Annotated in this window: 12 protein-coding genes; 7 read left to right on the forward strand and 5 right to left on the reverse strand. The window is 65.5% G+C overall.

The window, feature by feature from the left end; all coding sequences use genetic code 11:
• The first annotated feature begins 43 nt into the window (after positions 1–43).
• The 3 genes from HNR24_RS02410 to HNR24_RS14210 all read left to right on the forward strand — a co-directional run bounded on the left by HNR24_RS02410 (position 44) and on the right by HNR24_RS14210 (position 5,010).
• Positions 44–1,321: a nucleotide sugar dehydrogenase gene (locus tag HNR24_RS02410; protein WP_182494909.1), complete on the forward strand. Its 1,278-nt coding sequence runs from the start codon at positions 44–46 to the stop codon at positions 1,319–1,321.
• Between the two features lie 94 nt (positions 1,322–1,415).
• Positions 1,416–3,905: a glycosyltransferase family 2 protein gene (locus HNR24_RS02415; RefSeq protein ID WP_182494910.1), complete on the forward strand. Its 2,490-nt coding sequence runs from the start codon at positions 1,416–1,418 to the stop codon at positions 3,903–3,905.
• A complete protein-coding gene (locus HNR24_RS14210) occupies positions 3,877–5,010 on the forward strand; it encodes an O-methyltransferase (RefSeq protein WP_182494911.1) in 1,134 nt (377 codons plus the stop codon). Before HNR24_RS02415 ends, HNR24_RS14210 begins: the two co-directional genes overlap by 29 nt.
• 12 nt (positions 5,011–5,022) lie before the next feature.
• Here the strand turns inward: HNR24_RS14210 and HNR24_RS02425 are convergent, their stop codons facing one another.
• Positions 5,023–7,128 (reverse strand): acyltransferase family protein, encoded by a 2,106-nt coding sequence (locus HNR24_RS02425; protein ID WP_182494912.1) that lies wholly within the window; start codon positions 7,126–7,128, stop codon positions 5,023–5,025.
• On the reverse strand, positions 7,125–9,854 hold the full coding sequence (locus HNR24_RS02430) for a glycosyltransferase (RefSeq protein ID WP_182494913.1): 2,730 nt from the start codon (positions 9,852–9,854) through the stop codon (positions 7,125–7,127). Before HNR24_RS02430 ends, HNR24_RS02425 begins: the two co-directional genes overlap by 4 nt.
• 275 nt (positions 9,855–10,129) lie before the next feature.
• On the opposite strand from HNR24_RS02430, the gene wecB reads away from it, so the two are divergent.
• Together wecB and smc are read left to right on the forward strand one after the other, a co-directional pair.
• Positions 10,130–11,302, forward strand: a complete 1,173-nt coding sequence (gene wecB / locus HNR24_RS02435) for a non-hydrolyzing UDP-N-acetylglucosamine 2-epimerase (RefSeq protein ID WP_179442603.1) — start codon at positions 10,130–10,132, stop codon at positions 11,300–11,302.
• A gap of 10 nt (positions 11,303–11,312) precedes the next feature.
• On the forward strand, positions 11,313–15,056 hold the full coding sequence (gene smc / locus HNR24_RS02440; RefSeq protein WP_182494914.1) for a chromosome segregation protein SMC: 3,744 nt from the start codon (positions 11,313–11,315) through the stop codon (positions 15,054–15,056).
• Here smc and HNR24_RS02445 read toward each other — a convergent pair.
• Positions 15,040–15,504, reverse strand: coding sequence for a DUF1801 domain-containing protein (locus HNR24_RS02445; RefSeq protein ID WP_198144732.1), 465 nt, complete (start codon positions 15,502–15,504; stop codon positions 15,040–15,042). The genes smc and HNR24_RS02445 overlap by 17 nt on opposite strands.
• Before the next feature lie 159 nt (positions 15,505–15,663).
• On the opposite strand from HNR24_RS02445, the gene HNR24_RS02450 reads away from it, so the two are divergent.
• A complete protein-coding gene (locus HNR24_RS02450) occupies positions 15,664–16,896 on the forward strand; it encodes an MFS transporter (RefSeq protein ID WP_182494915.1) in 1,233 nt (410 codons plus the stop codon).
• Positions 16,897–17,012: 116 nt separating this feature from the next.
• Here the strand turns inward: HNR24_RS02450 and HNR24_RS02455 are convergent, their stop codons facing one another.
• Positions 17,013–18,293: an ammonium transporter gene (locus HNR24_RS02455; RefSeq protein WP_182494916.1), complete on the reverse strand. Its 1,281-nt coding sequence runs from the start codon at positions 18,291–18,293 to the stop codon at positions 17,013–17,015.
• A gap of 223 nt (positions 18,294–18,516) precedes the next feature.
• Positions 18,517–19,716 (reverse strand): signal recognition particle-docking protein FtsY, encoded by a 1,200-nt coding sequence (ftsY, locus tag HNR24_RS02460; protein WP_182494917.1) that lies wholly within the window; start codon positions 19,714–19,716, stop codon positions 18,517–18,519.
• A gap of 222 nt (positions 19,717–19,938) precedes the next feature.
• Between ftsY and HNR24_RS02465 the strand changes: the two genes are divergently transcribed.
• Entirely contained in the window at positions 19,939–22,110 is a 2,172-nt protein-coding gene (locus HNR24_RS02465; RefSeq protein WP_182494918.1) for an acyltransferase family protein, read from the forward strand.
• The last annotated feature ends 15 nt before the right edge of the window (positions 22,111–22,125 follow it).

Raw genomic sequence — 22,125 nt, forward strand, 5'->3', positions numbered from 1 at the left:
TTACACCTGAATCCTCCACCAACCCGAAATCGGAAGAACCTTAATGCATTCAACTGAAGAGCTTGATGTCGTAGTCGTCATGGGACAGGGGTATGTGGGCCTGCCGTTGGCAGAAGCCGTCGTCGAAAGCGGAGCCAAGGTCTACGGTTTCGAGATCGACCTGAACCGGGTTCGGTCGATCAATGAAGGTCATTCACACATCGATGACCTGAGCGACGACCAGCTGCGCGCCATGCTGACTGCAGGCTATGAGGCTTCCGCGGCCCCAGAGGTGCTCTGCGCCGCGGATTTCGCCATCATCGCAGTGCCCACCCCACTCGACGATGGCGGCGGTCCTGATCTGCGCGCCGTCGAGTCAGCGGCTCGAGCACTTGCAGTGCAGCTTAAGCCCGGTGCCACAGTGATTCTGGAGTCCACGACGTACCCTGGAACCACGGAAGACGTTGTCCTGCCAATTCTCGAGAGCAGGGGCCGGGTGCATGGGAGAGACTTCTTCCTCGCATTCTCTCCCGAACGAGTCGATCCAGGGTCTGCGCGATTCGGGATCAGGAACACGCCAAAGCTTGTCGGTGGTCTCACCCCCGAGGCCACCGAAAAGGCCACGCGCTTCTACGAAGGATTCGTAGACACTGTGGTCCCGCTCTCCGGTGCGAAGGAGGCCGAAACAGCAAAGCTTCTCGAGAACACGTATCGCCACGTGAACATCGCTCTCGTCAACGAGATGGCGCGCTTCTGTCACGATCTGGACATCGATATCTGGGAGGTCATTCGCGGGGCGGCCAGCAAGCCGTTCGGCTTTCAGAAGTTCACGCCCGGTCCCGGAGTGGGCGGTCATTGCATCCCTATCGACCCGAACTACCTCAGCTTCCAGGTCAAAAAGACGCTCGGTTACCAGTTCAAGTTTGTGGAACTCGCGCAGGAGATCAACAATTCGATGCCGCAGTACGTGGTGGGTCGCGTGTCCGAACTCCTCAATGAGCAGCGCAAACCCTTGAACGGTTCGAAGATTCTCATCCTCGGGATCACCTACAAGCCGGATATCGCCGACCAGCGCGAGTCGCCGGCCCTGCCGCTCATAGAGATCCTGCGGTCCCGCAGAGCCGAGGTCTCCTTCCACGATCCTCTGGTGGAGGAGTGGAACGTCGATGGTGAACGCCTGTCCCGAGTGCCCGACCTTGACGCCGCGCTTCAAGACGCAGACGTGGTCCTGCTGCTACAGGCCCACTCGAGCTACGACATGGAACATGTGGCGCGACTGTCTGAGACGCTCTTCGACACGCGAGGAGTGGCATCCAACACGGACGGCGTGTACAAGCTGTAGCTGGTCGATCCCCAGCGGGGAGGATACGCGCCTCGCGCCGGGAACCTCAGACCCATGGTACTGCCACTTTTATGCCGGATGGAGCGCTCAGCCGATGAATATCTTGCCCGACCGTCTCCTCGCGGAGCACTTCGCTGATGCGCAACGCCTGGGACCCGCGGCGGAAGACGCCGCTCTCCTTGCACAGTCACCTTCGATGAGGCAGATCTTCGCCTACGGCGCCAGCGCGGGTGCTATGGACTGGGAAGAGATCAGGGCACGGGTATTGGACCAAGATTTCCGCGACCTCGATCCCGTGTGGCTGGCCAAGCTGGCGCGCGTCTGCGGACTTCAGGATCTCCTGAAGGGCGATGTCGAATTCGCGCTGACGGCATTGCGTCACGCGAACCGCAGTTTACCGAAGTCCCAGGAGTTCCGCCGGTTCCACCTGTTGGAAATCGAGCTGCTGATGGAGCAGCGCGAGTTCGAGGAGGCTCAGGTGCTGTTGAATCGCAACCTGGTGCTTCGACGCGCGACGCAAGGCTACATCGGGTGTGACTTGAAGAATCCGTTCTTACGAGCTGATTCGAATCTCTACGAGACGTGGATCGAAGCGTTCAACCGGCCTTTAGTGCGGAGCCGGTGGTCGCCGGTGCAGGTCACTGAGGGATCCTCGGTCCCGTTCGACCGTCTTTCCGGCGATCCGCACCTGGAGCCCTGCGGCATCGAGGAACGGTCCCCGTTGGTCACTGTGATCATGACAACGTACAGACCGGAACGCACCACTCTGTTGTCGGCAGTGAACTCGATTCTGGCGCAGACGTGGCGGCGACTGGAGCTCATCATCGTCGATGACGCCTCACCCAGCGAATTCCAAGGGATCCTCGACGAGGTCGAGATGTTGGATGACCGGATTCGCGTTCACCGGCAGTCCCGCAACGGGGGCACCTACACCGCCAGAAATGTGGGTATGAAGCTTGCCCGTGGCAGCCTCTTCACGGGGCAGGACTCGGATGACTGGTCTCACCCGGAGCGACTGCAGGCTCAAGTCGGCTATCTCGCCGAGAACCCAGACGCCCCCGGTGTGATCACCTCGTCTCAGCGGATGGACGAGGAACTGGTGATGACGTGGCGAGGAAGAGATCCTAGACGCCCCTGCGAGGTCAGTCTGATGGTCCGGCGCGAGGTCGTTGATCGAGTCGGAGACTATATGCCAGCCAGGAAGGCTGCGGATTCCGAATACCGGCTGAGGATCTCTGCCGCCTCGTCCACGCCAGTGGGAAGACTCAAGGTGCCGCTCTATTTCGTGCGCCTGCTGCCGAATTCGCTGTCCCGAGGGGATTTCGTACCGGGTTGGGCCCATCCGAGCCGACTGGGCTTCAGGCGGGCGTATACGACATGGCACGCGGGGGCCTCGGTCGAGGAGCTGCACGTTGCTCCTGGCACGCCGGTGGATCAGCTGAGGGTGCCGATACCGGCTCGCCTCCAGCTCGCGCCGCCCGATCCCAGGAAGGTCGACGTCGCTTACGTCGCAGACTGGCGCGGCGAGGAAGGTGTCCAGCGATCTGCTCTCGATGAGTTGGAGCAGCTCGCAGCAGCCGGACTTCGTGTAGGCGTCGTCCACATCGATTCATGGAAGTTCTCCCAGGGAAAGATGGGGCCCTTCACCCCGGCTCTCCAGGACGGCATCATGGACCGGAAATGGAGCCTGCTGCGACTGGACGAGCGCGCGGAAGTCGACCTGGTGGTGGTCAGGGATCCCAGAGCGCTTCAGTTTCTGCCACAGGAGCAGTGCGGACTGAGCATCCGACGGCTCATGGTACTCACCGATGAAGACCCAGCCGACGGAGAATTCCGCGGCTACGACGTGCTGTCCTGCGGTGAGAATGCACGTCAGGTTTTCGGGGTCGAGCCGGAATGGGCGGCGATGCGTGCCGGGCTGCCCGTCTTGGAAGATGTGCGTCGACTCGGCGGCCAGATCATCGAGCGCAGCTTTCCCCATGTCATGGCTGAGGCCTACTGGAGGGACCGGCCGAGCCGAACGCACAGAGTGCGGCCTGTCGTCGGACGGCACGCGCGGAGCCTTAATGATGCCTGGCCTGAGGATCCGACAACGATCGCCCGCCTGTGGCCGCTGGGCGGGGACGCCGATGTCTGGTTCCGTGGCAGTGCAACCGAGGCATTTGAAGTACTTGATGTGTCAGAGACTCCGAGAGCGTGGGTAGTTTTCGCTCCGCACCACCTCTCGGCGGGAGATTTCCTCAGTGCGCTCGACTTCTACGTCACCACCTCCGCGGGCTCGACCCTCCGCGAGGTGCGGGAAATACTGGAGGCTGTCGCCAGTGGTTGCATTGTGATCGTCCCGGAGGCCTACCGGCCGCTGTTGGGCAACGCTGCCATCTACGCGTCGCCGGATCAGGTGCCTGAACGGGTCAGCGCGTTGTGGAGTTCCCCCCTGACCATGCACCGCCAAAGACGAATTGCCGCCGATTCCATTCGCCACGGCCTTGTGGCGAATGCCGAGTTTGTGGAACTGTTTCAATCCTTCCTATCGGATGAGAAGTCCCTGAACAAGAGTGGAGAATTCATTGCTGGGGATGTCTAGAAACCAAGCGACAACGGTCCTCGCAGTGCTGGCGGTGGCGGTTGCTGCCGTCCTGCTGGCGGGAGGCAGCGCTGACACGGGACTCCAGATCTCTTCTATGGCGATCTTGCTCACGCTTGGTGCTTTAGGCGTCGTGGTCCTACGGGTCCAGAATGCAGTGCTCAGAGAGCTACGCCGGTCTTCGGGGGCGACCAAGCGCACGGAAGAGAAGCTGGGCAGAGAGATCTCCAAGGTTGATGCGAGACAAGCAAAGATTGAAGAGAAGCTCGCCGCCATGCGGACCGAGGTGAAGGCGACAAACACTAGGAACGAGGCGCATATCGAGAAGGCCGCCGGGTACGTCGATCGTGTACGTGCCCTGCGTGTGCGGATGGAAGAGGCAGAGCGAAGAATTCTTGCCGGTACAGAGGTCTCTCGCCTTTCGATGGAGGATGCGGCGAAGAAGCTGGGCAGCCAGTCCACCCGGGAATCCCGAGACGTTGTGCTTCAGATCGAGTCGTTGATGCAGCTCTTTGCTCAGGGTGGGGTCGAGAGCAGGGCACCGATGCCGCCCACCGGCGGTTTCGCTCTTGACGCCCCCGGCTTGCTTCACCTGCTTCACCTCATCCGATCCAAACATCCTCGGCGAATCCTCGAGCTCGGCAGCGGCACCTCGACGATCTGGATCGCGCACCTGTGCCGCGAACTTGGTATCGAGCTGGTATCGCTAGACCATCTGGAACGGTATGCGGAGCGGACGAGGGACGGTCTGCGCAGGCATGGCCTGGAAGATGTCGCAGATCTGCGGGTGGCACCTCTGGAGAGCCTCGAGCTTGGCGGTGAGACCTTCCAGTGGTATTCAAGCCAAGCCCTGGCAGACCTGGGTGAGATCGACTTCTTGATCATCGACGGCCCGCCACAGGCTACCGGCCCCCGTGCTCGTTTCCCCGCGGTGCCGGTCTTGTGGGAGAAGCTCTCAGATCAGGCGACGGTGGTCCTCGACGACACCCACCGCGCAGGGGAGGTGGAGATCCTGGAATCCTGGCTCAGTCAGTTCGAAGGCCTCGTCCACGAGGATCAGGGGATCAGTCGGCTCGGCGTCCTTACCCGAAGAGATCGGCTCTGACCACGCCCCCGATCAGCGGTAGAGATGAGGCAACTCACTCCGCATCTCTCTATCCAGATATGGTGCGAGGGTCTCCACGTAGTGGGCGCTGAGGTGGCTGCTGTCGCTGTAGACCGCGACGTTTCCGATCACGGCGGGGCATGAGCCTCCCGGGCACACATACTCGGTCATGTCTATCGAGTAAATCGAGTCGTTTCGGGTCACCCCTTCGAGCGGGTCGTTCTCGGCGTAGATGCTGAAGTCAGGGCCGCACTCAGAGGCGCTTCCGCCATCAGCCAAGCACTCCGGAACGTCCTCGTCAGGCCGAGCTGTTCCCCTGATGAGGAGGAGGTCGGAACCAGTCTGCACGATCTCTTGCCAGCGGTCCTCGGCTCCCGCGGTGATCTCTTCGGAGCTTCCACTGCGGTACAGAGCGGTGCCGGTGGAGATCACCAAGTCTGGTTGTCGCTCTGCTATGACAGTAGGGAGCTTCTCGTTCCATTGCCCGCAATAGTCGTTTTCGGAGTCGTCCGTCTCCCGCAGCCGGCATCCGGACTTGTTCACGACGAGAAGCTCCCAATTCTGCTCATCTGCGATGAGGGCGAGGGCGTTGTACCAGTGTCCAGAATGTGACCCACCGGTCACCACGATGGTGGCCTCAGGGTCTGCCGGCGGGTCTGGGTCTTCGCAGATCAGAACCTCATCGGAACCTGGTTCATCCCGAAAGGTCTGTTCGCATCCCCATGCCAGATGCATCGGCACGCTTGAACTCAGTTCAGCTGGTTCTGGGAGCACGTGGACACCGTCCTCGCTGCTCTCGCCGTCTTCGAGGGCGCGCGCCCCCGGGTAGGGGTCGCGGTCGACCCCGGACATGGCATAACCTTCCGGAATCTGAGGGGCGAGCTGGCTCAGGACGATCGAAGAGACGAGTCCGGCGGCGGTGAGGAGTCCTGCCGTCCAGGCGAGTTGGGTCCTCGCTAGCAGACTGGTCCTGCTCACCGGCTGCTCGACCCACCGATGTGTGGTCCACGCGAGCGCGAGTGAGACGGCGAAAACCGCGGCGGCGCCCCGGACCCCGATGGCTTCTCTTTCTCGCACCTCCAGATAGAAGATCAACAGAGGCCAGTGCCACAGGTACAAGCCATAGGCAACATTGCCGATCCAGGCGAAAAATCCGTTGGAGAGGAAGGCGGCAGCGCTGCCTTTAGAATCTCGATGATCCGTGCCATTGGCTGAGAGCATCACCAGAGTGAGTCCAGCCAGCGGCCAGAGTGCCCACGGTCCGGGAAACTGTGCAGCTCCGTCCAGCACGAAACCGCACAAGACGATCAGCAGCACCCCTAGCCAGCCCGCCAGCAGGCGCAGCTGGCGGGGCAGGGCGATCGACGAGGCGACGAGCGCAAGGAGCCCCCCGAAGGCTAGTTCCCAGAAGCGTGTACGCGTCATCAGATACGCCTGGTCCTGATCCAGCGTCTGCATGTAGAGCGTGAAGACGAAGGATGCGGCGATGATGAGCATGACAAGAGGCGTCATCACGTGCGCGGCAGGCCTCCTGAGCCTGCGGGCGAGCAGCACGGACACCACGGCGACAACAGGCCAGACCAGGTAGAACTGCCCCTGGACGCTGAGTGACCAGAAGTGCTGGAAGGGGCTGGTGTCAGGACCCGCAGCTCCGTATGCGAGCTGTGAATTGATGAGCTCGATGTTCTCGAAGTACAGGAATGATGCTCGCGCCTCGGCCCAGAGCTGCTCGTGCCGGGTGCTGGGGAACAGGAACAGTCCGACCGCCAGTGTCACGGAGATGACCAAGGCAGCAGCGGGCAGCAGTCTCCGTGCTAGGCGGGCCAGATACCGCAGGACATCTATGGGCCCGCCTGAGACGGCAGCCTCCCGAAGCAGCATCCCGGTGAACAGGAAGCCGGAGATCGCGAGAAAGATGTCTATCCCACCGGAGATTCGACCAGCCCCGAATAGGTGGAACAGCACAACACCTAGGATCGCCAGTCCTCGAACTCCGTGAAGTTCTGCTCTGAACCGCCGCTCGGGGAGATTTCGGGTCAGGTTCTCATCGTTGGTGACAGGCTGCGGTGCAGCTCGTCTGGGCAGATAGGTCGTAGCTCCCATGGGCGAGCTGGTCACCTATCGACCCCATACTTCTGAAGGCGTGCACGATAGGCGCTTGGGCTGCATTCGGAGCGCACGAAATCTAGCCCCTTCTGGCGCTGCTCCTCGTAGCGTTGGGGATCCCAGAGCCCGCTGATTGTCGCCTGCACGTTGCGCGGCGTCGCGTAGACGGCGCCCTCTCCGAAGACCGGCTCGAAATGTGGTGGGAGCACGCAGACGACGCCGTGGTTCATCGCCTCGAGGATCGCCATCCCGAAGGCTTCGACGAGATCGTCGCTGTGGTAGTACACGAAGAAGTCGAGGCTGCGCAGGTAATCCGAAACCTCGATGCCGTTGAAGGGGTGCACCGTCCAGCTCCCCGGAAGCTCCTCGGGCAGCCAGCCGGCCTTGATGGGTGTGCCTGCGCCGCCGAGGATCGCGACCTCGACTGAGCCGTCGACCGGGTAGGTCTTGAGGAAGTCCGACTTCGTCGAAGGCCACTTGCCCGGGTGATCCCGTCCGTGGCGCCCGATCACTGGGGTTCGGTCTTCAGACGGGAGCCTGGTGCTGCGTGATTCGAGTTCGAGTGGGACGGTGATGCCCTTCCAGGCGCCCTCGGCGAGCTGGCCGGAAGGAACGAGGTCCTGGATGTATTCGCGCAGCCGTTCACTCTCCGCGGCCCACTCGGGGGCTGCCCCGAACGTCGCCGAGACGTTGCGGGTGACTGCTCGCACATCGTAGCTGCGGCGATCGCCGGCAAGTTCATAGGGCATGTGGTTCGCCACCACGAGTACCCTCTCGGCGACCAGCTTCGAGCGGGTTCCAAGTGCCAACTGCATGCATGCTGGCCACCGGATCAGGAGCAGCTTGGTGCGCGCGGACTGCGCCACAGCAAGCCGATCGACTCGTCCGTCGAGGACCAGGCGTTCCAGTGCGGGGACGAAGTGACGCTTCGATGCGGAGGCGATGAGGCCATTCTCGATCGGGATCACACCGACCTTCAGGCCGGCATCCAGGCAGGTCGTGATCTCCTGGAGCAGCACGCTGGAGTTGCCAGCTTCGAAGCCGAACTCCGAGAGGTAAATGACGTCATAGTCCGCAGGTTCTGAGGGTTTCTCAGGCAGGAAGCTCGGGGGTGCGACGAAGGGCCGAACCTCGGGGTGCTTCGGCATATAGGGGGTGGCTTCACCGCGTTCGATCTGCCGATGCCAGTCCCGGTACGCGCGCTGGTAGGCATGCCTGTCGTCGTGACGAAAGCCCAGTCCCAGATCCGAGCTTGTGAGGTTCCCGCTGCCCATCAGGGAGAAGGCGAGCGGTGCTTTGATCGTCGGCTGCAGGTCCACGCCATAGACAAGCTGGAAGCGGAATTTGAATTCGCCGTCACCGGATTTGCGCACGGTGTCCCAATAGCCCAGGGTCTGCTGGATCTCCTCTCGGCGGAACATCAGCGACGCGAAGCTCGGGTGGACCACACGGTCGGGACCCCACCGGAGCAGGAATTCCAGATCTTCACTCACGCGCACCCAGTTGCCGAGGTTTGCCTTGACGGAGCTGTCGCTGAGCAGTTCAGTCGCCTGCAGCTCGATCTTCTGCGGGTGGTGCCAGTCATCCTTGTCCGCGATCGTGACGAAGAGGCCCTGGGCGAGGTCGTAGCCGTCGTTGCGCACGGCGTAGGCGCCGCGGTTCGTCTCACAGAACACCAGCCGGACTCGGTCATCTCTCTCGGCCCAGTTCTGTAACCGGTCTCGATATCCGGTGGGAACCCCGTTGCGGTCATGACTGGGGGAGGCATCGTCGATGACGATGATCTCCAGGTTTCGCCAACTCTGCCGCAGCAGGGAGTCGATGGCGAGGTCGGTGGAGTCATCGGGCTCGTAGATCGGCATGATGACGCTGACCAGGGGCTGCTCCTCGAGCGGAATCGCCGCCTGCGGAGTCTCAGCGGTGAGCTCGAAGAATGAGGGAGACTCGGGATTCTTCACCCCGAGGGGGCTGAGTCCGCTCTCGCTCAGCAGCGTGTTGATGGATTCGAGCCATTCGAATCGACGTCGCGGGTCGGAGGTCACGTTGGGGTTGATGGCGTTGAGCCTCAGGAAGCCCTGGCTGTAGTGACGGTCAGCACTCTGAGCAGGTGCTGACTCCAGCACCTCGATCGCCTCGGGGAAGCGCTTCTTCCAGGTCAGTAGGTCAGCGTAATACGAGCGATCCACTCCGGAGAGGACCTTCGGACCGTGCTCATGGTGCAACAGCTCGTAGATGCTCAAGGCATCCAGCAGGTCCATCTCGGTGTCGCGCTGGGAATACAGCACGCGGGCGAGGTTGATCAGCCCGGGCTTCCAGGTGTTGCCGATGAGCTCCCTCTCGGCCCTCTCCCGGTACATCGGGATGCGCCAGGATTCCAGGAGATCGCCCAACTGGGTGAAGTCGTGGTGGCCGTTGGTGGCAGCGTGCGCCAGGACGTCGCGTGCTCCGATCAATCGGTTGCGGATGGCCAGTGTGGTGAACCAGGAAAGCTGCCCCTTGACCGAGCGGACCTGCTGGGCCCAATACCCCGTGGTGGAATCGTGTTTGCCGGAGACGGCAGGAGTGACGAGAGTCTGAGCCTTGCGGTCCCTGCGCAGCTGTCGGGAGATGTCGCTGGTCTGGGCGAGCAGCCGTCGGGAGACGCTGCTGAACCCATAGATGGAGACCCCCAGCGAGAGCAGCAGCATTGCTGAGACCCCGACGACGACGACCGGCCACCACTGCAGAACGGCAGCCACCGTGCTGAACGTCGCAACAACGATGAAGACCCCGATCGCGGCCCTATGGGTCCGTGTGAGTCGTTGACGAAGACCACGCAGCGAACGCGTCGAACCTGAACGCAAAATCAATCCCTTTCCTGCACCGATCTCGGTCCCGATGCTGACACGGTGCTGAAGTTTACCGGCACAACCGCTCATGACCACGGTACCTGGGTGTCAGTCCGACCCCATGTCGGAGCGGGGAGCTAGGCTTGGTGGCAGACATTGGGCGTATGAAGGGATTGCTAGAGGTGATGAAGCGAATCATGCCCATCTACGGGACTCGTCCCGAAGCCATCAAGATGGCCCCGATCGTCAAGGCGCTGCAGGCCAGCGATCTCTTCGAGTGTGAGGTCACCGTGACCGGCCAGCACCGCGAGATGCTGGACCAGGTCAATGAGCTCTTCGGGATCGTGCCGGACCACGACTTGAACATCATTCAGCCGCGGCAGACGCTCAACGGCGTGCTCACCCGGACGGTCACCGGCCTGGATGCGCTCTTCGCGGAGCACAAGCCTGACGCCGTCGTCGTCCAGGGTGACACCACGACCACCACCGCCGGGGCGATGGCGGCGTTCTATTCCGGGATCCCGGTGATCCACGCCGAGGCCGGGCTGCGCTCCTTCAACCTCTACTCGCCGTTCCCGGAAGAGGCGAACCGGAAGATGACGAGCCAGATCACGGCGCTGCACCTTGCTCCCACTGCGCAGTCCCGGGCCAACCTGCTGCGCGAGGCGCTGCCGGCCGAGGACATCGTGGTCACCGGCAACACCGTGATCGACGCGCTGCTCGAGGTGGCCAGCAAACACGTGCCCTTCGCGGATCCGCAGCTCGAGGACGCCGCCGCCTCCGGCCGCGAGGTGCTGCTGGTGACCACCCACCGCCGGGAGAACCAGGGCTCCGCGATGGAGGGCGTGGGCCGGGCCCTGGCCCGACTCGCAGATCGCTATCCGGAGAAGCTGATCGTGCTCCCGGCGCACCGTAACCCGGTGGTCCGCGAAGCGATCCTTCCCGCGCTGGCCGGTCACGAGAACGTGATCGTCACCGAGCCGCTGCCCTACGGGGAGTTCACCCGGCTGATGAATCTGGCCACCGTGGTGCTCACCGACTCCGGCGGCGTGCAGGAGGAGGCCCCGTCGCTGGGCAAGCCTGTGCTGGTGATGCGGGAGAACACCGAGCGCCCAGAAGCCGTCGACGCCGGGACCGTGCGCCTGATCGGCACCGCCGAAGAACGGGTGGTCGAAGAGGTCGCGACGCTCTTCGACGACGCGGACGCCTACGCGGCGATGGCCAATGCGGTGAACCCCTACGGTGATGGCCACGCGGCCGAGCGCACCGTCGCGGCGATCGCGTCGATGTTCGGTCTCGGGGATCGGCTCGAGGACTTCCAGCCCCAGGAGAGCCCCGCCGCGACCGGCGGAGTGTGAGTCCACCCCCGTGCATCTGAAGACCCTCACGGTCCGTGGATTCAAGTCCTTCGCCTCGGCCACGACCTTCGAGTTCGAACCCGGAGTCACCGCCGTGGTGGGCCCCAACGGCTCGGGCAAGTCCAATGTGGTCGACGCGCTGGCCTGGGTCATGGGCGAGCAGGGCGCGAAGTCGCTGCGCGGGGGCACCATGGAGGACGTCATCTTCGCCGGCACCGCCGAGCGCCAGCCGCTGGGCAGGGCCTCGGTCGCGCTGACCATCGACAACTCCGACGGCGCGCTGCCGATCGAGTACTCCGAGGTCACGATCTCGCGGACCATGTTCCGCGCCGGAGGCAGCGAGTACACCATCAACGGCGCCAAGTGCCGGCTGTTGGACATCCAGGAGCTGCTCTCAGATTCCGGGCTTGGCCGGGAGATGCACGTGATCGTCGGGCAGGGTCAGCTGGACCAGATCCTGCAGGCCACACCGGAACAGCGCCGAGGCTTCATCGAAGAGGCCGCCGGTGTGCTCAAGCACCGGCGCCGCAGAGAGCGCAGCGTACGCAAGCTCGAATCGATGCAGAGCAACCTCGCGCGCCTGGAAGATCTGATCAGCGAGATCTCTCGGCAGCTCGCGCCGCTGGGCCGCCAGGCGCGGGTGGCGCGCCGGGCGCAGCGCATCCAGCACGACCTGCGTGATTCGCTCTCCCGCCTGATCGCCGATGACCTGCTCAGCGCCGCCACCGCCCTGAACGAATCCAGCCAGGGAGAACAGGCCGACCGGGAAGCGGCCGAAACGCTGCGCGACTCACTGGCCGCCCAGGACGCAGAGATCACCGAACTGGAGAAGCAGGCGGCCGAGCAGCGAGCTCACGCCGAGCAGCTCCTGGCAGGTCACCACCGGCTGGAGCAGGTCCAGGAGCGGCTGCGCTCCGTGGCCTCTCTCGCTGAAGAACGGGCACGCAGCCTGCACGCCTCGGCCCGGGTCCAGCACACCGGTCGCGATCCGGAGGAGCTGCGAGCTCAGGCCCAGACCGTCAGCGCGCAGGCTGAGGAGCTCGCCGAAGAGGTCGCTGCGGCCCAGGAACGCCTGGACCGCAGCTCCTCAGCTCGCGCCGCCGCCGAGGACGCCCTCAAGGACGAAGAGACCCGGCTGACCGAGCAGCTGCGCGCGGTTGCGGACCGCCGGGCCGGGCTGGCCACGCTGCGCGGCCGGGTGGACACCGCTCAGGGCCGGATCGACGCCGCCCAGGCTCGCCGCCGGCGTGCCGAGGACCAGCGCGAGACGGCGCTAGCCGCTCAGCAGCGAGCCCGAGGGGATTTCGCTGAGCTGGAACAACGCGTCGCCGGCGTGGAGACCGGCGAGCAGGACCTCGACGCCGCCTACGAGGCGGCGCATCAGCGCCTTCAGACGCTGCGTGGTGCCTATGACGAGCAGCTCGCCCAGCAGCAACGGCTGCGCACCAGCATCAGCGAGGACAAGGCGCGGCTCTCCGGACTCTCCGCCGCTCGCTCACCGCGCGACGGGGCCGCAGCGCTGCTGAAGGACAAGTCCGCAGAGGTCGACGCCCCGCTGGCCCAGCGACTGCGCATCACGCCCGGTTGGGAGACGGCGATCGCCGCCTGTCTGGGCAGCCTGGACACCGCGCTCATCGTGAAGGACGCAGACACCGCAGCCGCAGCCCTGGACTGGTTGGCCGCAGAATCCGCCGGGCGCGCGCACCTGATCCACCCGGTGGCCTCCGCATCGATGGACGCCGGCCAGCCCGCAACACGTCCCCTCGAGCCTCCCGCCGAACCCCAGCCCGCCGCCGCTTCCGCCGCCGCTTCCGCCGCCGCTTCCACCTCTGCCGTCGTTCCTGCCCCGACGCAGCTGCCGGAGGGAGCGGTGTGGGCGGAAGAGGTGGTCAGCATCGCCGCTGACCTCCGCGGCCCGGTCCTCGGCGCGCTCACCGGCGTCGTGCTGTGCACCGACCCTGCCCAGGCCAGCGCGGTGCTGCAGCATCCCGAGGTGCGCACCGCGGTGACCACCACTGGGATCATCCTGCGTCCAGGGGAGCGGATCGGCGGCACCGCGCTGGAGAACTCCGATGTGGCCATCACCGCGCAGATCACCGAGCTCAGCGAGGCGCTGGAACGGCGGGAAGCGGAACTGGAGCTGCTCACCCAGGCCTGCGCCTCCCAGGAGTCGGATCTGAACGCGGCGGAGCTCGCGGTCGAGGAGACCCTGCAGGCGCTGCACGCCAACGACGCCGAGATGCATGCGACCACCGAGCAGCTGGGCCGGCTCCACGCCGAGCTGGCGCAGTCTGCCGAGCGGATCGAGCACTCCGAGCAGGAGATCCACGAGGCTGAGGAATCCACCGCTCAGGCGCAGCAGCTGCTGCAGGAGGCGCAGCAGCGACTGGACGCCGCGCAGAGCCAGGACACCGAGGAGGAGCCTTCCAGCACGGAACGCGACCGGCTCTCGGCCGCGGCCACGGCGCAGCGCCGCCAGGAGGTGGACTCCCGGCTGGAGCTGCGCGCCGCGCAGGAGCAGCACAAACAGATGCTGGAACGAGCCGCCGCGCTGCGCCGCAGCGCCACCGCGGAGCAGGCCCGCCGGGAGGAGGCCCAGAAGGTGGCCCGGGCGCGCAGCTCCCGGGCAGCACAGGCAGAGGCCGTTCAGGCGGAGGCCGAGGCGGCCTTCCAGGCCTTGCTGGGAGTCCTGGAACGCTCCCAGCACACCCGCCTGGCCGCCGAGGATGCAGGGCGTCAGACCCAGGAGCGGACCCGCACGCTGCGCGAGGCGCGCCGCAACGAGGCCGCTGAGCTGGAGACGTTGACGGCGGCGCTGCACCAGGCGGAGCTGACCCGCACCGAGCTGCGCCTGAGCCTGGAGGCTGCTGAGGCCCGCGGACTCGAGGAGCTCAGCCTGACCCCGGAATACCTGATCGAGCACTACGGACCGGACCAGCTGGTGCCCGAGCCGGAAGACGGCTCGCCCACCCGAGCGGATGAATCCTCCGGGTCTGAGGAAGCAGCCATGCCGGAGGAATCAGCCGGAGCGGGAGAAGGCGCGCTGCCAGCGGAGCCGGTCGAGTCCGGTGTGCCTTATGACCGGTCCGCCCAGGAGAAGCGGCTCGCTCAGGCCCGCCGGGACCTCAAAACGCTGGGCAAGGTGAACCCCCTGGCACTCGAGGAGCACTCCGCGCTCCAGGAACGCCACACCTACCTGCAGGAGCAGCTGAGCGACCTCAAGAAGTCACGGCAGGACCTGCTCGAGATCATCGCCGAGGTCGACGCGACTGTGGAGCGGGTGTTCACCGAGGCCTGGCTGGACACCAAGGTGCAGTTCGAACGGGTCTTCGCCCGGCTCTTCCCCGGTGGCGAGGGCCGTCTGGAGCTGACCAATCCGGAGGACATGCTCAATACCGGGATCGAGGTGCAGGCCAGGCCCCCGGGCAAAAGGATCCGTCGGCTCTCGCTGCTCTCCGGCGGGGAACGCTCGCTGACCGCCGTCGCGCTGCTGGTCGCGATCTTCAAGGCGCGTCCCAGCCCGTTCTACGTGATGGATGAGGTGGAGGCGGCCCTCGACGACACAAACCTGTCCCGGCTGCTGGTGATCTTCGAGGAGCTCCGAGAGTCCTCTCAGCTGATCATCATCACCCACCAGAAGCGCACCATGGAGATCGCCGATGCCCTGTACGGGGTATCGATGCGCCAGGACGGCTCTACCCGCGTGGTCTCTCAGAGGATCGGCGCACCCACCGAGCTCACGACCCCGCAGTAGCTGCGCGGTCCGGGTCCTCGCCGAGCGTGCCGCCATCCCGTGCGCGAGCGCCGAAGGTCGCAGCGCTCACGCGCTGATAGCTGGCTGAGATGATCTCCTCGAGGACCCCCAGGTCCACCTGCTCCAGACGCGTGATGTAGAGGCAGCCCACCCCGGTGCTGTGCTCGCCCAGCCTCGCCAGCGCCTCGGCGTGCGCCCCGACCCCATCCGGGAGGTAGACCGTGGTGGCGGAGCGGCGCGGGGCGAACGAGGCCGCCGGGCCGTCACCCTCGCGCCCCGTGGCGTAGCGGTAGTGGTACTCCCCGAATCCCAGGATGCTGCCCCAGAGCCGCGGCTCCTGAGCCGTGACCCGGCGCATCAGCTCCACCATGGTCCGGGCGTCACGCTGCCGGACCTTGGGGGTGACGGCGCTGAGGAATGTCTCAAGGTCCGTGTCGGTGGGCTGCATCGGCTCGCCTCTCATGAAGATGTGCTCCCATGGTGCCACGCGAGGTCGCTGAGCGGGGATGCTCCACGGAAGGGAATGAGTCCAGGGTTCGTTGCGTTGAGCAACGAGGACGATCGATGGTGCCATCACAGATCGTGGGGCAATGACAGGAGTGGCCAGATGACACGCGACGCGAAGATCGGGATCCCACCGGAGCTGAAGGTGATGATCCTCTCGGCCTTCGTGATCGCGATCGGCTTCGGGATCGTCGCCCCGATCCTGCCCCAGTACGCCTCGGACTTCGGCGTCTCCGCCATGGCCGTCTCGGCTGTGGTCTCGGCCTTCGGGCTGTTCCGGCTGCTCTTCGCACCGGCCTCGGGCAAGCTCACGCAGTGGCTGGGGGAGACCCCGGTCTACGTGATCGGACTGCTGATCGTCGCGGTGTCCATGATCGCCACCGCCTACGCGCCCACCTACGAGCTGCTGCTGCTCTTCCGGGCGCTCGGCGGAATCGGATCGACCTTCTTCACCGTCTCGGCGATGACCTTCCTGGCCAGGAAATCCCCACCGACCATCCGTGGAAGGGTCTCCGGGGCGTACGCCTCGGCCTTTCTGATCGGCAACGTCGCCGGACCGCTGGTGGGTTCGGGTCTGCTGGTCTTCGGTCAGCGGGTGCCCTTCCTGGTCTACGGAGCGGCGCTGGTGGTCGCGGCGGGCATCGTCTTTGTGATGCTCCGGCAGTCGCGGCTCGAGGACCGGGGCCGCAAGGAGGAGCGGGAGAAGGCGACCCTGGCCGAGGCCTGGCAGCACCGGGGGTACCGGGCGGCGCTGACCGCCGGGTTCGCCAACGGGTGGGCGACCTTCGGGCTGCGCAACTCCATCGTGCCGCTCTTCGCGGCCTCGGCCTTCGTCGGGTCAGGGTGGTTCCTGGATTCCAGTCAGTTGGCGGGAGTCGCGCTGGCCACCTTCGCGGCGGGCAACGTGGCCGCGGTGCTGATCTTCTCCCGGCGCTCGGACCGCTTCGGACGACGCCGCCCGATCATCCTCGGGCTGATGATCTCCGCGGTGGCCACCGGGCTGCTCGGACTGGCGCCCAGCCCGCTGCTGCTGCTGCTGCTCAGCGTGATCGCTGGAGCGGGGACCGGGCTGATGAACCCGGCCCAGCAGGCCGCCATCGCTGACATCGTGGGATCCGGACGCAACGGGGGCTCGGTGGTCTCCACCTTCCAGATGACCCAGGACCTCGGGTCGATCGTCGGGCCGCTGCTGGCCGGGTTCCTGGTGGACCAGCTGGGCTACGCCTGGGCCTTCGGCGTCACCGGGGTGATCCTGATGTTCGGGGCGCTGGCCTGGACACAGGCCCCGGAGACCTTGGAGTCCCAGGAGGAGCCGGTCGCGCCCGCGCAGACCTGACCGGCCCGGTCGCACGAGAGACGCAGGAAGCCGGGGTCGGGTCCATCGAGCATCTCGCTCGATGGACCCGACCCCGGCTTCTTCGGTGAGGCGGAGAACCGTGACCTAGGCGGTCGTCATTCTCGCGGTGCCCCAGCCGTGGTCTTGCTGGCGCCGTTGACCGTCTCGAAGATGTAGGCATCCTCGTCGTGCTCGGAACGGTCGATGCCGACGGTCTCCACGTCGGAAGTGACGCGGAAGCCGATGGTGGCGTGGATGGCGTAGGCGATGATCGCGGTCATCACCACGGTGAAGACCAGAGTCACCAGGACCGCCACGATCTGTGAGCCCATCAGACCCAGACCGCCGCCGTAGAGCAGACCGGCGCGTTCGCCGTCGATCAGCTCGGCGCGGCCCAGCAGACCGATGGCCACAGTGCCCCACAGGCCGGCGACGAAGTGCAGTCCGACCACGTCGAGCGTGTCATCGAAGCCGAGCTTGTACTTCAGGCCGACTGCCAGGTAGCAGACGAAGCCGGAGATGGCGCCGATGACGATCGCACCGACCGGGTCCACGTGGGCACAGGCCGGGGTGATGGCCACCAGGCCGGCGACGATGCCTGAGGCGGCGCCCAGGGCGGTGGGCTTCTCACCTCGGATGCGCTGGGTGATGAGCCAGACGACCAGGGCGGCGGCGGGGGCAAGGAGGGTGTTGACCCAGATGAGTCCTGCTTCGCCGGCCTCGGCGGCTGCGCCGCCGTTGAAGCCGAACCAGCCGAACCAGAGGAGTGAGGCGCCCAGCAGCACGAAGGGAGTGTTGTGGGGGCGGTGTGAAGCACGTTCGGTGAAGTTGCGACGCTTGCCCAGGATCAGTGCAAGGACCAGGGCAGCGAGACCGGCGCACATGTGCACCACGAGGCCGCCGGCGTAGTCGACTGCCTCACCGACAGCGTCGCCGACGGCGCCGCCCTCGACGAGGAGTCCACCATCGCCCCAGACCATGAAGGCCAGCGGGCAGTAGACCAGGGTGACCCAGATGGGCACGAAGACCATCCAGGCGGAGAACTTGGCGCGGTCTGCGATCGCGCCGGAGATCAGTGCGGTGGTGATGATGGCGAAGGTGGCGCCGAAGCCGATGCCGATGAGCTCCTCGGGTGCTTCGCTCAGCGTGCTGTAGAGGCCGAGGTCACTGCCGGGATTGCCGAACAGTCCGCCGACTGAATCTCCGCCCGCGATGGAGGAGCCCCAGAGGGCCCAGACCACGGCGACCAGGCCCATGGCGGCGAAGCTCATCATCATCATGTTGATGGCGGACTTGGCCTGAGACAGACCGCCGTAGAAGAAGGCCAGTCCGGGTGTCATGAGCAGCACGAGTCCGCTTGCCACAAGCACCCAGACGTCTAATGATCCAAGTTCCATGTGTCCCTCCAAGAAACATCAGGTCATCGGTGAATCTCACCGATGCGAGCTGATCTCTATGGTCGCTGGCCTGTGTTTCACCGGGCGCGCCATGATGTTTCCGGGACGTTAAACCTTCCTCCGGCGCTGATGACTGCACCGTCGTGCAGCTCCGAGGCTGACCGAGTCAGAGGGCCTCAGGTGGTCTCGCGCGGTGCTGGACCTCAGGCCGCGCGAGCCGGGTTCAGCGGTCCTCGAGGAGCGCGGCGACGAACTCGTCCGCGTCGAAGGGCGCCAGATCATCTGGTCCCTCACCGAGGCCGATGAGCTTCACCGGGACGCCCAGCTGACGCTGGATCGCGACCACGATGCCGCCGCGGGCGGTGCCGTCCAGCTTGGTCAGCACGATGCCGGTGACGTTGACGACCTCGGAGAACACCTTCGCCTGGTTCAGACCGTTCTGGCCGGTGGTGGCGTCGAGCACGAGCAGCACCTCATCGACAGCGGACTTCTTCTCCACCACACGTTTGACCTTGCCCAGCTCGTCCATCAGGTTGGACTTGTTCTGGAGTCGACCGGCGGTGTCGATCATGACGACGTCGACCTCGAGCTCGACACCCCGATCCACGGCCTCGTAGGCCACCGAGGCGGGGTCTGCGCCCTCGACGTCGGACTTCACCGTGGGCACTCCCACGCGGTGCCCCCAGGTGCTCAGCTGCTCGGCCGCAGCGGCGCGGAAGGTGTCGGCAGCGCCGAGCAGGACGTCCTTGTCCTCGGCGACCAGCATCCGGGCCAGCTTGCCGACCGTGGTGGTCTTGCCGACCCCGTTGACCCCGACCACCATGAGCACGGCCGGGCGTCCATCGGCGCTGACCGTGAGTCGGCGATCCAGGGTGGGATCCACCAGGGCAGTCAGTTCCTCGGTGAGCATCGACTTCACCACGGCAGGGTCCTTGGTGCCCTCGACCTTGACCCGTTCCCGGAGCCGGTCCACCAGCTCCATGGTCGGCTCTGTGCCGAGGTCGGCCATCAGCAGGACCTCTTCGATCTCGTCCCAGACGTCCTCGTCGATCTCGTCCCGGGAGAGCAGGGCCAGCAGTGATCTGCCGAAGATGTTGTTCGACTTCACCAGCCGGGCGCGCAGCCGGGCGAGGCGTCCCGCCACCGGCTCCGGGGTCTCCACGCGGGGCTCTTCGACCGTGGGCTCCTCGAGGAGGTTCACGCCGTCACCGAGGGTGGGCTCCTCGGTGCCCGGACGGTCCTCCGCCGGAGCTTCGAGAGTATCCACGCCGCCGGAGGGGAGATCATCGGGGTCCCGCTGCGTCAGGTACTGCTCCCGCTTGTCCTTGGGCAGCAGCTTCCCGCCCTGGACCAGGAAGAATCCCAGGGTCCCGAGCAAGATCACGGAGAGTGCGATGAAGAGAATGAGTACGTCGAAATCCACGGGCTCAGTCTGTCACAGACCCAGCGGACCGTTGGTCAGAGCCACGACGACGCCGGCCTCCCAGGAACCTGACGACGCCGGCCTCCCAGGAACCTTCAGGGCGCTGGAGTAATGTGCGGCTTCGAGGTCATCGGTGGGCAGCAGTGCTCCCGGGTGACCCGGTGACAGATGTGGATCCGGCGCTGCGTCGTCGAGAAGACCAGGCGAGAGACTCAGGTGAGCATGACTTCGACCTACTCGGCAGAGGCGACGGCCTCAGGCCGCCCGCTGCCAGCTGCAGCCGGGGCCCCGACGCGCTTTCAGCCCGAGATCCAGGGGCTGCGGGCCCTCGCGGTGCTCGTGGTGCTGCTCTACCACTTCTGGCCCGAACGGCTCACCGGCGGCTACGTGGGTGTCGATGTCTTCTTCGTGATCTCCGGGTACCTGATCACGGCGCACCTGTTCAAGGAGGCCGTGAAGACCGGGGGAGTGCGTCTGGGTCAGTTCTGGGGACGCCGGATCCGGCGTCTGCTGCCCCTGAGCCTGCTGGTGCTGCTGCTGACTGCGATCTCGGCGGTGTTCATCCTGCCCAGCACCGCCTGGCAGGCGACACTGCGTCAGATCATCGCCTCGACCCTGTATGTGCAGAACTGGATCCTCGCGGCGGACGCGGTGGAGTACTCCAAGGCCGATGAGCGCGCCACGGCCGTCCAGCACTTCTGGACACTCTCGGTGGAGGAGCAGTTCTACATCCTCTGGCCCGTCCTGCTCGCGCTGACGCTGCTGTTCCTGGGCCTCCGGCAGCGACGCTCCGGGGCACCGGGGCTGGGACACCGGCAGATCCGCGCCACATTCCTCTGGGTGGTGGGCCTGCTGGGCGCCGGCTCGCTGGCCTTCTCCATCTACTACACGGCGGCCGCACCGGCGCAGGCCTACTTCGTCACACCCACCAGGATCTGGGAGTTCACCCTCGGCGCGGTCGCGGCGCTGGTGCTCGGGTCCCGCCAGTTCACCGGCAGAGGCGGAAACGTCCTGGGCTGGATCGGGTTCCTCATGATCCTCGGGGCTGCAATCTTCTACACCGACGCCACCCCGTTCCCCGGCTGGACTGCACTGCTGCCGACTCTTGGGACGGTGCTGGTGCTTGCCTGCGGCGGGCGTGAACCCGGGACCGGCATCTATTGGTGGCTCTCGCTGCGGCCCGCCACAGCCATCGGCGACTGGTCCTATGCGATCTACCTCTGGCACTGGCCGGTGGTAGTCTTCTCTCCCTACATCAGCGAGTCGGCCAGGTTCTGGTACGTGAAGGTCCTGCTGATCCTGGGCATCATCGGGCTCTCCGCGCTGAGCACCCGCTTCTTCGAGACCCCGATCCGCCGGGCCAAGATCCTGCTCCCCACCTGGCGGACCATGGCTGCCGCCGGTGCTGGCATGGTGTTGGTCATCGTCTCCGGAAGCGTGGCGGTCTCCGCGATGCAGACCAACTCCGCGGACTCGGCGCTGAGCGAGGATCACCCCTGTTACGGCTACAGGGCCCTGGCGAACCCCGAGGAGTGCGGTTCCCCGTTCGAGGGGGATCTGGGGCTCTGGCCCTCCCCGGCAGTGGTCACGCAGCAGTACCAGGAAGAAGCCTTCCCGGGTTGCCAGGCCGATGAGGACACACCGGGAGTCCAGGAGTGCTGGCTGGGGGCTGAGGAGTCCGAGGCCCAGGGCACGGTCGCGGTCTTCGGCGACTCTCACGCCACGATGTGGCTGCCGGCGCTCGATGAGATCGCTCAGGAGCAGAACAAGCAGCTTCTCGTGCTGACCCGCTCCGCCTGCACACCCCGAGGCGGGGAGGTCGGGGGCGACTCCAGTGAGTGCCTCCGGAGCAACGTGGAGGCCATCGATGAGCTCACCACGGATCAAAACGTGGACACCGTGGTGATCGCGGCGAGTCAGATGCACGGCGAGTTCGGCGGACCCAGCAGTGATCTCGGCCTCGACGCGGAACGTTACGACCTCGACGACTCGGCGCTGGCGATGTATGAGCCGATCGTGCGGCTGCTCGAGGCGGAGAAGGAAGTGGTGGTCTTCGGGGAGACGCCGCGCATGAGCAACGACGAGCAGTCCGAGGAGACCCTCCCGGAGTGCGTGGCCCTGAACGAAGGGGATCTCTCCGCGTGCAATGAGCGGCTCGAAGACACCCAGGTGGGGGATCGCTGGCTGACCCGGTCTGCGGAGGTCTTCGCCGAGGAGGAGAACTACCACTTCGTGCCCACGGAGGACCTGGTGTGCCGAGAGGACACCTGCTACGCGGTGCTCGGTGGGGCCATCACCTACTCGGACAACAGCCACCTCGCGCGGACCTTCGTGCGCTCCACCATCCCGGAGCTGACCTCCCGGATGGAACCGGCCCTGGCGGCGAACTCCTAGGAGACCGGCGCGGGC

Origin of the sequence: Nesterenkonia sandarakina (assembly GCF_014138825.1) — a bacterium.
Classification (GTDB): domain Bacteria; phylum Actinomycetota; class Actinomycetes; order Actinomycetales; family Micrococcaceae; genus Nesterenkonia; species Nesterenkonia sandarakina.

What these genes read in the sequence shown, in the direction of transcription:
- HNR24_RS02410 (WP_182494909.1), top strand. Translation starts at nt 44, where the DNA reads ATGCATTCAACTGAAGAGCTTGATGTCGTAGTCGTCATGGGACAGGGG.
- HNR24_RS02415 (WP_182494910.1), top strand. Translation starts at nt 1,416, where the DNA reads ATGAATATCTTGCCCGACCGTCTCCTCGCGGAGCACTTCGCTGATGCG.
- wecB (WP_179442603.1), top strand. Translation starts at nt 10,130, where the DNA reads ATGAAGCGAATCATGCCCATCTACGGGACTCGTCCCGAAGCCATCAAG.
- HNR24_RS02445 (WP_198144732.1), bottom strand. Translation starts at nt 15,504, where the DNA reads ATGCAGCCCACCGACACGGACCTTGAGACATTCCTCAGCGCCGTCACC.
- HNR24_RS02450 (WP_182494915.1), top strand. Translation starts at nt 15,664, where the DNA reads ATGACACGCGACGCGAAGATCGGGATCCCACCGGAGCTGAAGGTGATG.
- HNR24_RS02455 (WP_182494916.1), bottom strand. Translation starts at nt 18,293, where the DNA reads ATGGAACTTGGATCATTAGACGTCTGGGTGCTTGTGGCAAGCGGACTC.
- HNR24_RS02465 (WP_182494918.1), top strand. Translation starts at nt 19,939, where the DNA reads ATGACTTCGACCTACTCGGCAGAGGCGACGGCCTCAGGCCGCCCGCTG.